Source organism: Paenarthrobacter sp. YJN-5 (assembly GCF_015040095.1).
Taxonomy (GTDB): Bacteria; Actinomycetota; Actinomycetes; order Actinomycetales; family Micrococcaceae; genus Arthrobacter; species Arthrobacter ureafaciens.
This window is the reverse complement of the sequence record NZ_CP053544.1, coordinates 2,829,947-2,843,198: the sequence shown is the minus strand read 5'-3', so window position 1 is coordinate 2,843,198 and position 13,252 is coordinate 2,829,947. Positions and strand designations below refer to the sequence as shown.

General features: G+C 63.4%; 12 protein-coding genes. 8 read left to right on the top strand and 4 right to left on the bottom strand.

The features are described from left to right. Positions 1-98: 98 nt before the first annotated feature. Both HMI59_RS13420 and HMI59_RS13415 read left to right on the top strand, forming a co-directional pair. Positions 99-902 carry a 1-acyl-sn-glycerol-3-phosphate acyltransferase gene (locus HMI59_RS13420; RefSeq protein WP_031216821.1) on the top strand — a complete coding sequence of 268 codons (804 nt, stop codon included), beginning with the start codon at positions 99-101 and terminating at the stop codon, positions 900-902. A 66-nt stretch (positions 903-968) separates the two neighbouring features. Beyond that, on the top strand, positions 969-2,372 hold the full coding sequence (locus HMI59_RS13415) for a class II 3-deoxy-7-phosphoheptulonate synthase (protein WP_021473383.1): 1,404 nt from the start codon (positions 969-971) through the stop codon (positions 2,370-2,372). A 68-nt stretch (positions 2,373-2,440) separates the two neighbouring features. On the opposite strand, the gene pknB is transcribed toward HMI59_RS13415, so the two are convergent. Together pknB and HMI59_RS13405 are read right to left on the bottom strand one after the other, a co-directional pair. Then, complete coding sequence (gene pknB, locus HMI59_RS13410; protein WP_193591589.1) at positions 2,441-4,492, bottom strand: Stk1 family PASTA domain-containing Ser/Thr kinase; 2,052 nt, start codon at positions 4,490-4,492, stop codon at positions 2,441-2,443. Between the two features lie 78 nt (positions 4,493-4,570). After that, positions 4,571-5,929: a lytic transglycosylase domain-containing protein gene (locus tag HMI59_RS13405; protein WP_193591588.1), complete on the bottom strand. Its 1,359-nt coding sequence runs from the start codon at positions 5,927-5,929 to the stop codon at positions 4,571-4,573. Between the two features lie 257 nt (positions 5,930-6,186). On the opposite strand from HMI59_RS13405, the gene HMI59_RS13400 reads away from it, so the two are divergent. Next, positions 6,187-6,540: an Rv2175c family DNA-binding protein gene (locus HMI59_RS13400; protein WP_193591587.1), complete on the top strand. Its 354-nt coding sequence runs from the start codon at positions 6,187-6,189 to the stop codon at positions 6,538-6,540. Positions 6,541-6,632: 92 nt separating this feature from the next. On the opposite strand, the gene HMI59_RS13395 is transcribed toward HMI59_RS13400, so the two are convergent. After that, a complete protein-coding gene (locus tag HMI59_RS13395) occupies positions 6,633-7,727 on the bottom strand; it encodes a polyprenyl synthetase family protein (RefSeq protein WP_021473379.1) in 1,095 nt (364 codons plus the stop codon). Beyond that, positions 7,724-8,290 carry a hypothetical protein gene (locus HMI59_RS13390; protein WP_031216814.1) on the bottom strand — a complete coding sequence of 189 codons (567 nt, stop codon included), beginning with the start codon at positions 8,288-8,290 and terminating at the stop codon, positions 7,724-7,726. The genes HMI59_RS13395 and HMI59_RS13390 overlap by 4 nt, the downstream gene beginning before the upstream one ends. A 175-nt stretch (positions 8,291-8,465) precedes the next feature. Between HMI59_RS13390 and dinB the strand changes: the two genes are divergently transcribed. The 5 genes from dinB to HMI59_RS13365 all read left to right on the top strand — a co-directional run bounded on the left by dinB (position 8,466) and on the right by HMI59_RS13365 (position 13,234). After that, the gene (gene dinB / locus HMI59_RS13385; protein ID WP_193593764.1) at positions 8,466-9,650 is read left to right on the top strand and encodes a DNA polymerase IV; all 1,185 of its coding nucleotides are present in this window, start codon (positions 8,466-8,468) and stop codon (positions 9,648-9,650) included. A 253-nt stretch (positions 9,651-9,903) separates the two neighbouring features. Further along, positions 9,904-10,272, top strand: coding sequence for a DUF3040 domain-containing protein (locus HMI59_RS13380; protein ID WP_021473375.1), 369 nt, complete (start codon positions 9,904-9,906; stop codon positions 10,270-10,272). 717 nt (positions 10,273-10,989) lie between these two features. Further along, on the top strand, positions 10,990-11,421 hold the full coding sequence (gene mraZ, locus HMI59_RS13375; protein WP_021473374.1) for a division/cell wall cluster transcriptional repressor MraZ: 432 nt from the start codon (positions 10,990-10,992) through the stop codon (positions 11,419-11,421). Positions 11,422-11,585: 164 nt separating this feature from the next. After that, positions 11,586-12,584, top strand: coding sequence for a 16S rRNA (cytosine(1402)-N(4))-methyltransferase RsmH (rsmH, locus tag HMI59_RS13370; RefSeq protein WP_193591586.1), 999 nt, complete (start codon positions 11,586-11,588; stop codon positions 12,582-12,584). Then, positions 12,581-13,234: a hypothetical protein gene (locus HMI59_RS13365; RefSeq protein WP_021473372.1), complete on the top strand. Its 654-nt coding sequence runs from the start codon at positions 12,581-12,583 to the stop codon at positions 13,232-13,234. Before rsmH ends, HMI59_RS13365 begins: the two co-directional genes overlap by 4 nt. Positions 13,235-13,252 lie beyond the last annotated feature (18 nt).

Below are 13,252 nucleotides of genomic sequence, written 5' to 3'. Positions count from 1 at the left end.
CACTGTTCCACGCATTTCTCACTGGAGTAGGGTTGCTGTTGAATCCCGGCCGTGAAGCGGCCGGAAACAGCCAAGCCGGCGGTGGTGAGAGGACGAGCGTGTTCTATTGGGTCATGAAGAGGATCTTCCTGGGTCCCGTCCTGAAACTGTTGTTCAGGCCGTGGGTCAAGGGTTTGGACAATGTCCCCGACACGGGTGCCGCGATCCTCGCCTCCAACCACCTGTCCTTTTCGGACTCCATTTTCCTCCCGTTGATGGTTCACCGTCCCGTGATCTTCCTGGCCAAGTCGGAGTACTTCACGGGCAAGGGAATCAAGGGCCGGCTGACGGCGCTGTTCTTCAGGCTCAGCAACCAGCTGCCCATGGACCGCTCCGGGGGCGCTGCGTCCGAGATGTCCCTGCAAGCCGGAAAGGACGTGCTCAACTCCGGGGGCCTGCTGGGCATCTACCCGGAAGGGACCCGCAGTCCCGACGCCCGGTTGTACCGCGGCAAGGTGGGCGTAGCCAGGCTTGCCCTGCAGTCGCGGGTTCCCGTCATACCGGTGGCCATGATCGGCACCGAGAAGGTGCAGCCGATCGGCAAGCGACTGCCCAACATCCGCCGGATCGGGATCATCTTCGGGCAGCCCCTGGACTTCAGCCGCTACTACGGCATGGAAGATGACAGGGTCATCCAACGCGCTGTGACGGACCAGATCATGTACGAACTGATGAGGCTTTCCGGCCAGGAATATGTGGACGAATACGCTGCGGTGGTCAAAGCGCGGCTGGCGGGCAAAGGGCCCGAGCCGGTGCACAAGGTTGAAGCCGCAGAGGAGTCGCCGAGTGATATTGCCGAAGACCGCGATGAGCCCGTAGCCGAGCCCGGCGATGACACTGCCGGGGGTTCCGGGAAACTGTGACGCCTCCCGCCGGGTGGGTTACGGCAGCAGTGCCCCAACCCCGGCGAAGGCTACTACTCTTGTAGGGTGACTGAGCTATCCGCGAACCCCGCACCATCAGCAGCAGATCCGCTTGCGAGCACCGCCCAGAGCGGCGCGGCGGACTACCCCGGGCTTGACGCCTGGCGGGACCTGCCCATTTCCCAGCAGCCTTCATGGGCAGACCAGGAAGTCTTCAAGGCCACGGTCAAGGAACTCTCGATCGTGCCGCCGCTGGTTTTTGCCGGCGAGGTGGACGTCCTGCGGGACCGTCTGGCTGCGGCAGCGCAGGGCAAGGCCTTCCTCTTGCAGGGCGGTGACTGCGCGGAGACTTTCGAGGCAGCCACGGCTGACAAAATCAGCGCCCGGGTCAAGACCATCCTGCAGATGGCCGTTGTCCTCACCTACGGTGCCGCCATGCCCGTCATCAAGATGGGCCGCATGGCCGGCCAGTTCGCCAAGCCCAGGTCCTCGAATGACGAGACCCGAAACGGCGTGACCCTCCCGGCTTACCGGGGAGACATCGTCAACGGCTACGACTTCACCCCTGAGTCACGCGCGCACGACGCCGGAAGGATGTTGCAGGCCTACCGCACGTCTGCTTCCACGCTCAACCTCATCCGTGCGTTCACGCAAGGCGGCTTTGCTGACCTTCGCCTGGTGCACCAGTGGAACAAGGGCTTCACCGAGAACCCTGCACACGCACGCTACGAGTCCCTGGCCCGCGACATCGACCGTGCCATCAAATTCATGGATTCCTGCGGGGCTGACTTCGAAGCCCTCAAGCGGGTGGAGTTCTTCGCCAGCCACGAGGCCCTGCTGCTCGACTACGAGCGTGCCCTCACCCGCATCGACTCGCGCACCGGCCTGCCCTACGACACGTCGGCGCATTTCCTTTGGATCGGCGAGCGGACCCGCGAACTCGATCACGCCCACGTGGACTTCCTGTCCCGGGTCCGCAACCCCATCGGCGTCAAGCTTGGCCCCGGCACGTCCGGCGACGACGCCCTGCGGTTGATCGACAAGCTGGACCCGAACCGCGAACCCGGCCGCCTGACATTCATCACCCGCATGGGCGCCAAGAACATCCGCGAGAAGCTGCCCGCCGTCGTCGAACGCGTGACTGCCTCCGGCGCCCAGGTGCTCTGGGTGACGGATCCGATGCACGGCAATACCGTCACCTCGCCCAACGGCTACAAGACCCGTAACTTTGACGACGTCATTGATGAAGTCCGCGGCTTCTTCGAAGTGCACCACTCCCTCGGCACGGTCCCCGGCGGCCTGCACGTCGAGATGACCGGTGACGACGTTGCCGAGTGCCTGGGCGGCGCCGATCCGATCGACCAGGACGCTTTCCTGGACCGTTACGAATCCGTTTGCGATCCGCGTTTGAACCACATGCAGTCGCTGGAGATGGCATTCCTGGTGGCAGGGGCCCTCGCCAAGCGGTAGGTCCGCCGGCAGCAAACAGCGAAAGGCGCGGTCCGAATCGTCGGGCCGCGCCTTTCGTTCGTCCTCGGCTAGACCACCGTCAGGGTGACCGTTGACCCTTCGGGGACTTCGTTGTTGACGGGGTTCTGGTCGCGCACCGTCCCGAAGAAGCCTCCGAGAATCTTGTTGACGTCAACCTTGAAGCCCAGCTTCTTCAATTCCCGCTCGGCGTCGTCGGCTTGCTTCCCGATGAAGTTAGGCACCTTCACCATCTTTGGACCCTTGGAAACCGTCAGCGTCACGGTGTCACCCTTGAAGAGGTTTCCATTGGCCGGTGCCTGCGAGACGATTGCGCCCTTCGGCACCGTTTTGTCGTTGACCGTCTCAGGCGCGATGACAGCCTTCAGGCCGGCATCCTGAATAGCCTTGACAGCCGCGTCCTGCGGCTGGCCACGGACATCGGGTACCGGGATGGGCTGGGGTCCTTTGGAGACGACCAGCGCCACCGGGGTGCCGTGCCGCACCTCGGTGCCCTTCGCAGGGTCCTGGGAAAGCACGACGCCGGCCGGTACTTTGTCGTCGTAGGCTTCGGTGACGTTGCCCAGTGCCATTTCCGCAGCGTTGAGGGCAGCTTTGGCCTCGTCCAGCGTCCCTCCCGTCAGGCCCGGCAACGCGAAGAGCTGGGCCCCCTTGGAGACAAAGAGCGTGATGGGCTGGAATTTCCGGACCTGGGACCCGGGCGGCGGTTCGGTTCCGACCGCCATGCCCGGCGGGATGTCGTCGTCGAAGACGTCCCGTGGTTCCGACTGGAACCCTGCAGTCCGCAGGAGCTGCTGTGCCTCCGCTACGGTCTTGCTCTTCACTTCGGGCACGGTGCCTGGTGAACCCGGGCCCATTCCGAAGAACCATCCGGCAGACGCGGCCAGAACGGCAAGGATCACCACCACAACCGTCCAGATGACTCCCCGCCTGCGCGGGTTGCCCTCGCGCAGCGGACGGACCGGAGTAGCTGCGGCCCGGGCGCGGTCCTTGACCTCTTGCCGTTGCATCCGTTTTAGCTCGCGCTTACCGGGCTGCGGGGTACTCGTATCCACCCCGGAGACTATCCCGCCCGGCCCGGGCCGGGGCGGGGCGGAAGCAGCCAACACAGTGGTGGGATTGCTCTGTTGTGCAATGAACTCGGTCGGGGCGGCGGTGGTGCGGATAGACTCCGTGCGCTGATCCATGGCGTCCCCGCGGCCCGGTACGGCGGGCATCGCGCCGGGCGTGGAGGAGGGCTGGCGGTGGTCGAGCTGTTCGTCGCTCAGCGTGGTTCGAATGTGCCGCAGCTCCGTGAGCAGGGCAGTACCGTCCACCGGCCTGTTCTCACCATCCACCGCGGTGCACCATTGCACCAGTTCGTCGAGGTCCTGGGCCAGGCCCGGAGCAAGCTGCGAGGGTTTGCCCACGGACGAGTTGACGTGCTGGTAGGCCACCTGGATGGGGGAGTCCCCGGCGTAAGGCTGTTGTCCGGTGAGCATTTCGTAGAGCATGATGCCCGCGGAGTAGATGTCACTGCGGGCATCGGCGGCCTGGCCCAGCACCAGCTCCGGCGCAAGGTAGGCGACCGTGCCGATCAATGCCCCTGTACTGGTGGTGGCCGTGACAGCCCGGGACAGCCCAAAGTCGCCCACTTTGATGCGTCCGTCGTCGGCGATCAGCACGTTCTCCGGCTTCACGTCCCTGTGGATGAGGCCGGAGTTGTGCGCCGCAGCAAGCCCTTCGACGACAGGATCCAACAGTGCCAGCGCCAGGCGCGGGGGCAGGGCGCCCTGTTGGTTGAGGACGTCCCTGAGGGTGTGGCCTTGGACGTACTCCATCACCAGATAGGCAATGTGGCCGTCCTCCCCTTGGTCCAGGACACCCACGACGTGCGGGTGCGAGAGGCGCGCGGCCGACTTTGCCTCGCGGCTCAACCGTTCCAGGAACACCTGGTCGTTCGCCAGGTGGGGGTGGAGGACCTTGAGGGCGACGTCGCGTTCCAACCGCTGGTCCGTCGCCAAATAGACCGTGGACATTCCGCCGCTGGCCAGGCGTGAGCGTACCTGGTAGCGCCCGTCCACAGTTGTGCCGATCAGGTGGTCCTGCGTAGCTTCTTGCACCCTATGATCCTAATCGAGGCAAGGAAAAGGCCCGAATTCCTGCGGAATCCGGGCCCCGCCCATGAAGCATGGCCAGGTCTAGCCAAACGTGCGTTGACGCGCTTTGATCGACTCGACGTAGCGTTTGGTGTCGTCGTACATGCCGTACTTGCTGACGGAGTACTGGCCCTGGTAGTAGCCTGCGATCGCAGTGTCCAGGTCCTTGCTGGTGGCGATGAGTGCACGGATGATGGCCACACCGGCCGTGGCATTGTCGTACGGATCCAGGAGGTTGAGCTTCCGGCCCACCAGGTCGGAAGCCCACTGTCCGGACGACGGAATCACCTGCATGGTGCCGATGGCATTGGCAGGGGAGACGGCGCGCTGGTCGAAGCCGGACTCCTGCTCAGCGAATGCCAGCGCCAGGGACGGGCTGACGCCCATGCGGCGGGCGGTATCGGCAACGATGGTCTTCATCTCGGCCCTGCTAGGCACCGGCGATGCATTCAACAGCGCCTTGTTTTCGTTCGCGGAGCTGACCACGGCCGGCGGGTAGGTGAAGCCAAGGAAGGTGCTTGGGACCAGGGGCTTGGTGTCCCCGGCCGGCTGCAAGGCACCGCTGCCCGGAACCGTCAGCTTCTGCCCGGGGTAGATCACGGTGGTGGCCGTGACGTTGTTCGCGCTCATGAGCGCGGACAGGGAGACTCCCAGGCGTGAGGCAATGGCACTCAGGGTGTCGCCTGCCTTGATCGTGTAGCTGCCGGTGTTGGCGAGGGCCGGTGACGGCGCAGCCGGCGTGGCGGGTGCCGGGGCCGACGGCGCCGGGGCGGTACCGCCCCCGCTGACCTTGATCTTTTGGCCGGGGTAGATGATGGAGCTTCCGCTCAGGTTGTTCCAGCTGAAGATGCTGGACAAGGGGACGCCGTGCTTGGCCGCGATGGCGCTGAGGGTGTCACCGGGAACTACGGTGTAGGTCGCGGCGGCGTTTGTTGCCGGTGCCGGGGCGGCAGGGGCAGGTGCCGGTTGCGCCGGCTTGGGGGCGCTGCCGGTGAGCTTGATGGTCTGCCCGGGGTAAATGATCGTGGTGGCGGTGAGGTTGTTCAGCCGCAGGAGATCGTTCGTATCAAGGTTGAACCGGTGCGCGATGGCACTGATGGTGTCGCCCCTGACGATCTTGTAGGTGTCCGGCGTGTCCGGCGTCGAAGGGGCCATCGGTCGCAGCGCCGAAGGCAGCGTGGAGGCGACGGACTGCGCCGGAATGACAGCGGCCTTTTGTGCCGCTTGGGCCTGCATGGCCGCAGCGAGGGTAGCGGGGATCTTGCGCTGTAGCGGAGCCGGCGCTGCGGTGGCCGGCTGGGCCACGGCGAGCGAGGACAAGACCACGGCAGGAAGCGCAGCCGTGGTAGCCGCGATTACCGGCATGCTCATGGTTCGTTTCGTCGGGCGGGGCGTGGTCATGGATGGTGTCCTCGTCTAGGCAGCGGAGACGGTCAGTGTGACCGCTGTTACCAGTGTTGCCAATGTTACTAATGTTGTACGTGATACGAATGTGATCAGTGTGAATCTCTCACACTTATTCCCGTGGCACAAGAAATCCGCTGGATTTCGGAAACCAAAAAGTGAAATGCCCTCCCGCGATCCGGCCTCATGCTTTTCCTGCGGGGCCTTTTACTGTCGGCTAGGCGAGCGGCGGGTTGGCGTGGCAACCTTGTTCCGTGAGTAATGTAGAAAGCCTTGTTTCCGACTGGTTGCCTTTGCCTGATGTTGCCGAACTGCTTGATGTCAGCATCACCAAAGTGCACGGACTGCTTGATGAGCGCGCGCTGGTGGCCCTCAAACGCGGTGAACGGAAAATTCGTTCCATCCCTGCTTTGTTCATCCAGGACGGGCATGTAGTTGACAGCCTTAAAGGCACAGTGGCCGTCCTGGGCGACGCCGGCTACAGCGACGAGGAACTGATTATCTGGCTGTTCACCCCGGACGAGTCCCTGGGTGGCCGTCCCATCGACGCGCTGCGGGAAGGCCGGAAGACCGAAATCCGGCGGCGTGCACAGTCCCTGGCGTGGTAGCTGGCCCGTTCAAGGCCACAACGGAAGATGCACGACGGCGGCAAGCACCGCCGTCGGGCATCTTCAGTAAAGCGAAACCCGGGAAAGCTTCTTTAAGCAGCGCGGCTGACCGCGGCTTCCGCCAGGCGGCGGAGCGCCGTCAAGGGCAACTCTGCCAAGGGGAGTTGTTCCAGCGCCGCGAAAGCTGTGTTGCTAAGGTCCGCAATGAGGGACTCCGTGGCTTCCAGTGCACCGCATTCGACAACAATGTGACGGATCCGGTCAACTTCAGCCTGGTCCAGGTCGGGTTTTCCAAGCATTTGGTCTACGTAGGCGGCGTCATCCGCCGAAGCCATGTTGATGGCGAAACCAACCAATACAGTGCGCTTGCCCTCGCGGAGGTCATCCCCGGCAGGCTTTCCGGTGGTCTCCGGATCCCCAAAGACCCCCAGAACGTCGTCACGCATTTGGAAGGCCTCGCCCAAGGGCAGCGAGAAGTCCGAGTAGCCCGCGAGCAGTTCTTTTGAGGCTCCCGCCAAGGCCCCGCCCAGCGCGAGTGGATGCTCAGTGGAGTATTTTGCCGATTTGTACCTGATGATCGCCTTGGCGCGCTCTACCGAGCCGGACCGGTCCCTGACGGGTCCGGCCACTTCTTCGAGGATGTCCAGGTATTGGCCTGCCATGACCTCGGCGCGCATCAGGTTGAAGATGCGGCGGGCTTCGGTGCCTGCGGCGGCCCGAAGTCCCACGCGCGTGAAGGCCTCTTCACTGAAGGACAGGCAAAGATCGCCGGTGAGTATTGCTGCCGCATGACCGAAGCGTTCAGCGTCCAGGGCCCAGCCGTTGTCCGAATGCAGTTGACTGAAGCGCTTGTGGACGCTGGGGCCGCCCCGCCGGGTGTCGGAGCGGTCAATAATGTCGTCGTGGATCAACGCGGCGGCCTGGAACAGTTCAAGGGCACAGCCGGCTGTGAGGATTTCGTCATCCCCGGCTGCGCCGCCGGCCCCCCGCCAGCCCCAATAACACATCAGGGCGCGCATCCGCTTGCCTCCGGACACAAGGTTGGAGATCGAGTCCAGCAGCGGGGCAACGTCCGGTGAAATGGGGGCCATAAGGTCCTGCTGGGCGGACAAGAAGGAACTCAGTTCTCCCGAAACGCCTGCGATGAATGCTGACTGCTCTTCGGCTAGTTGTTCCACGGGACTCACTTAACGGAACCAGCCGCCACGTTGGCGCCAATAGTGAAGGTGGAAACGCCTTCTTTCTGCCGCACGGACAGGTTCACGGTTTCACCATCGCCCCTGATGAAGTCGATCGACGTGACGTTGCCCACCGCTTCAGGACCAGGAACCACCTTGAAGCCCTGGGCCTCCAAGGATGCCTTGTAGAACTCCACCACTCCCTCCGGCGGAGCCTTCACGGTGCCCACCAGTGCCACCGTGGCGGGGGAGGCTGCTTTATCGAAGCTGCTGGACCGGACCGAGGTCTTGGGCATGACGGGGATCAACTGCTGGGGGAAACCCTCAACCAGCGCTCCGACCGTAGCGGTTGCGCTCGGCGCCGGCGCCGGGGCCGTGCTGCTTCCGGAGGGCGTTGCAGTTGCAGAGGCACTGCCCGCAGAAGGTGACGCCGAAACGGGAGCACTGGATGACGTGCCGGAGGAGGGGGCGGCAGAACCGCCGGATGGCTGGGTGCAGGCCGAGGCCGTTATGGCAACGCCAACGGCGAGCAGGGCGAGCCCTCGCGTTCGGGGAGTTCCAGAGAGCTTCACGGGGATGTCCTTCCTTGGGGTGACACCGGGGCTTGGCGTGGGCTGACGCCGGGCTGAGCCTCCAGTTTAGTCAGTGGCCGGGCATAGTATTGCCGTTGTGAGGCACGATGTACCGGGACCCGGCCCTGGAGATAGCCGGAAGTCCCACCGCACCCCGGAAGAATTGCTGCAGCAGATGCGCCGGACAAGCATTCTGCACGTGGACATGGATGCCTTCTTCGTATCCGTCGAATTGCGCAGCAGGCCTGACCTGCGGGGCAAACCCGTGATCGTCGGCTTCCCGGCTGAGCGATCGGTGGTGCTCTCAGCGTCCTACGAAGCCAGGGCGACCGGCGTCAAGTCCGCCATGCCCATGGCCATCGCCATGCGGATGTGTCCGGCCGCCATCATCATCGAACCGAGGCACAAGCTCTACTACCAGGTCTCCGGGCAGATCATGAATATCTTCTCGTCCATCACGGACCTCGTGGAGCCACTGAGCGTGGATGAGGCGTTCCTTGATGTCAAGGGAGCCATCCGACGCCTGGGATCCCCCTTGGACATCGGGCACATGATCCGGGCCCGGGTTCAGTCCGAGCTTGGCATCACGGCCTCAGTGGGCATCGCCGGCACCAAGTTCGTGGCCAAAATAGCTTCCACGCGGTGTAAGCCGGACGGCATCCTGCAGATCGATGCGGAAGATACCCTGTCCTACCTTCACAGCCTTCCGGTGAATGCCTTGTGGGGCGTGGGTGGCCGAACAGGCGAAGTCCTTGCCCGCCTCGGTATCAGGACCGTTGCCGACGTTGCAGCAACTCCCGTGGCGTCCTTGAAGAAGGTCCTCGGAGCCGCCGGCGAGCACGTGCACAGGCTCTCCCTGGGAATCGATCCCCGTCCCGTGACGCCCACCCGCTTGGAAAAGAGCATCGGAGCGGAGGAGACGTTCAGCACGGACACCACTGATCCCGCACTGCTCAACCGTGAGTTGCTGAGGCTTTCCCATCGCACCGCCACCCGGCTCCGCAGCTCGGACATGCTGGCCCGTACCATCGCCTTGAAGCTGCGGTATGCGGACTTCTCCACCGTTACCAGAAGCCGGACCCTGCACACGCCGGTTGACAGTGCCCAGTTGATCTATGAGGTGGCCGTTGGTTTGCTTGAGTCGCTGGGGCCGAGGGCCCAGAGCGTGCGCTTGGTGGGCGTCAGGGCAGAACAGTTGGAACCGACCGCACGGACGTCCATGCAATTGAGCCTGGATGGCAGGGACGACAACTGGCGGGCTGCCGAGCAGGCCCTTGACCGGGTAGCTGAGCGTTTTGGTTCAAAGACACTCCTGCCGGCCGCTCTCCTGGAACGGGCGAGGCACGCGGAAGACCAATGACTCCGGCCCTGGCATTGCCCGCCATGCCCCCGTCAGGTGTGCTCAGGCCGTCTTTCAGAACAGCGCTGGACAAACTATCCTAAGGAGTACAAATATCCAGATCGTCTGGACTGCTGATCGGAAAGTTCGGGTCCCGGGAGATCCGCCAGGGCGGCGGGGGTAACGGGGAACGAATTTTCAGGCTTGTTCGTTCTGAATCACAGACGCACAAGCCACGGTTTTTCCAGACGCCGGCTGACTTAAGGAGGTCGCGATGCCCCTGTCGGAGCACGAACAGAAGTTGCTCGAACAACTTGAGAAGCAGCTTCATGAGGACGATCCAAAGTTTGCCAACACCATGGGTTCGGATCCCATCCGCAGCTGGTCCACCAGGCACGTCATCATAGGTGTGCTGGGCGCCATTGCAGGCATCCTTTTGTTGCTCGTTGGAGTGTCACTCCAGCAAATCTTTGTGGGAGTTCTGGGTTTCATTGTCATGGGGGCCGGCGTGTACTTCGCCACACTCCGCGGTACGGCATTCGCCAAGGGGCGGAAGGGCAAGCCGGGCAAGGCCAAGTCGAAGAGTTCCTTCATGAGCAGCCTCGAAGAGCGCTGGGACGAACGCCGCCGGGACGACTCCTGACCGTTCGCCTTTTGCCGACGCGCTGATGGATGCTGCCTGACAGCCTCCTCCAAGCCGACTTGCTTCCGGGCGACTTGTTCAGTCTGCGTGGCCAGCCAGCATTTTCAGGTGAGCTTGTTCAGTCAGCCCCTGGGCGACTTCGTGAGTCAGCGACCTACCGGTCCTTGATTCTTTTCTTATGAGTCCTCGATTGATACAGGGCGCCCTGGAGTAGTGGAGCGCCCAACATCCTGGAATCACAGCTTTGTTGAATCCCAGCATTCCCGAAGCCGATCATTGCCGGGCCCGTTGCGGGCCCTTTTTCTGTTTAACGGACCGCTCTGTTTAACGGACCGCCCCGTATAAACGCCCGCTCTGTTGAATGGCCCGCTCTGCGGTCCAGGCCCGCAGCCCGGTCCTGTGGCCCGCGGCGCCCTCCACTTCCATCCCCGGGGACGTTCTTACTCCACTTGTCCCCACTACGGCCCCGGCCAGGGCGGCATGCGCTTGGTTCTGCGCTGCTCCCGCCCCGGACAACGCGCCCGGGGCGGGACTGAGCCTCCACTTCGCCCCACCGCCGGGAATTCCGCGTCACGGCGCCACTCTGGAAACCCAAGGGGTGGAGAAACGCGTCCATCTGCGTTGACTGTGGTGCTTTGTGGAGTAAAGTGGAGCGCATAAGAGGGTAATGGCATAGCAGGGTATGGGCGGGCACCTTAGTTGAGGGGCGGTGGGCCGGTGTTTCTAGGCACCCATTCGCCGCGTCTCGATGAAAAGGGCCGGATCATACTTCCCGCCAAGTTCCGTGAGGAGCTTGCGGCGGGCCTGGTCCTCACAAGGGGGCAGGAGCGATGCATTTACGTCTTCAGTCAGAAGGAATTCGAACGCATTCACGAATCGATGCGGGAGGCACCGCTGTCCTCCAAGCAGGCTCGTGATTACATTCGGGTCTTTCTGTCCGGGGCCTCTGACGAGGTACCTGACAAGCAGGGGCGCGTGACGATTCCGCCGGCGCTCCGGGCATACGCAGGGCTTGGCCGCGAGCTGGCTGTTATTGGAGCCGGTACCCGGGCCGAGATCTGGGACGCCGAGGCTTGGAATGAGTACCTCGCCGAGAAGGAAGCTGCCTTCTCAGAAACGGATGACGACCATCTTCCGGGCTTCTTCTAGCCGGTAGGGGGAGTCCTCCTGTTCTTGGATGGGATCTCCAGCCGCCCATCGATCTGCTTTCCTGGCTCAACTTCCCCGGAGCCAGGCCGGCGGGACGGTAGGCGCGGATGGGGATCCGATCCAAGAAAGAAGCAAGCAGGGCTAGTGAGGAAAGAGGAGGCAGCGTGGAGGAGCAGGACGCGGCGAAGCCGACATCGGAACGCCACGTGCCCGTCTTGAAGGACCGCTGCATCAATCTCTTGGCTCCCGGTTTTGAAGCCGCACGGAAACGCGGGGAAACGCCGGTAGTCATCGATGCCACGCTTGGCATGGGCGGCCATTCCGAAGCCATGCTGCAGCGCTTCGGGGATCTGCATCTGGTGGGAATCGATCGCGACGAAGAGGCCTTGGCGCTTGCCGGTGCGCGACTTGAGCCCTTCAGTGCACGTACGGACCTGGTTCATGCCGTCTATGACGAGATAGCCGACGTCCTGGAGGATCTCGGCATTCCCGAAGTCCACGGCGTCCTCATGGACCTGGGTGTTTCCTCCCTGCAGCTTGACGAGCGGGAGCGGGGCTTCGCCTACTCCTATGATGCTCCGCTGGACATGCGCATGGACACCAGCCGGGGCCAGACAGCGGCAGACGTAGTCAATACGTACAGCGAAGAAGACCTGGTGCGCATTATCCGTAAGTGGGGCGAGGAGAAGTTCGCCGGAAGGATCGCCAACAGGATCGTTCGAGCCCGCGAACAGAAGCCGTTTGCGACCACCGGTGAGCTGGTCGAAGAGATCCGGGCCGTAGTCCCAGCTGCCGCCGCAAAGAGCGGTGGCCACCCGGCCAAGCGAACCTTCCAGGCCTTGCGCATTGAAGTCAACGAGGAACTGGATGTCCTGGAGCGGGCCGTTCCGGCAGCAGTTGCGGCAACGGCGTTGGGGGGCCGGGTCGTGGTGATGTCCTACCACTCCCTCGAAGACAAGATCGTGAAGTCCGTCTTCCAAGCAGGTTCCAAGTCTTCGGCTCCCTTGGGTTTCCCCGTTGAACTGGAAGAGCACAAGCCGGAACTCAAAACCCTTACCAAAGGCACTGAGGTGCCTACCCCAGCGGAAATTGCCGAGAACCCACGCGCGGCGTCTGCCCGGTTGCGGGCCGTGGAGCGCATCAAACCGAGGAGAGTCGTATGAGCACCGCCGCAGCTAAGACAATGCCCTCGGTTGTGGGTAACACGGCGCGCGTCCTTCCCGCGGGCAAGCCGGACACCGCCCGGAAGCCGCGCACGCCGCTTTCCGTGGTGCGCAGTGCACCCGGCAAACGCCGCACGCCCGTGGTTGTTTTGTGCGTCCTGGCGTTGGCTGCGGCCCTGCTGACGGTACTGGTCCTCAATATCTCCGTGTCCACCGCGCAGTACCGCTTGGTGCAGCTTAAAGCCGAGGCGGCGACCCTCACCAAAGAGAACCAGGACCTGACACAGAAGAAGCAGAACTTCGAAGCTCCCCAGAACCTGGCTGCCAAGGCGGCAGAATTGGGAATGGTCCAGTCCACTGTCAAAGGCCAGATTGATGTGAACACCATGACGGTTACAGGCAAAGCCACTCCTGCGGTCAAGGGAGACAATCCCTCGGCCCTGATCGCACCCCCGGCGATCGCCGGCCAGCTTGATGTGGTTCCCTCCGTGACTACTAAGGAGCCGCTGGAGAACCTGAAGCCGTCGGCGCCTGCGGCAGGCGCACCGGCAGCTACTCCGCCGGCCGCCTCAACGGCTCCGGCAGCGCCGTCTGCTGAACTTCACGGCGGATCCGTACCGGCTCCGCAGCAGAAGGCGCCCGGCCAGTAACCAACCGTCCACCGATTC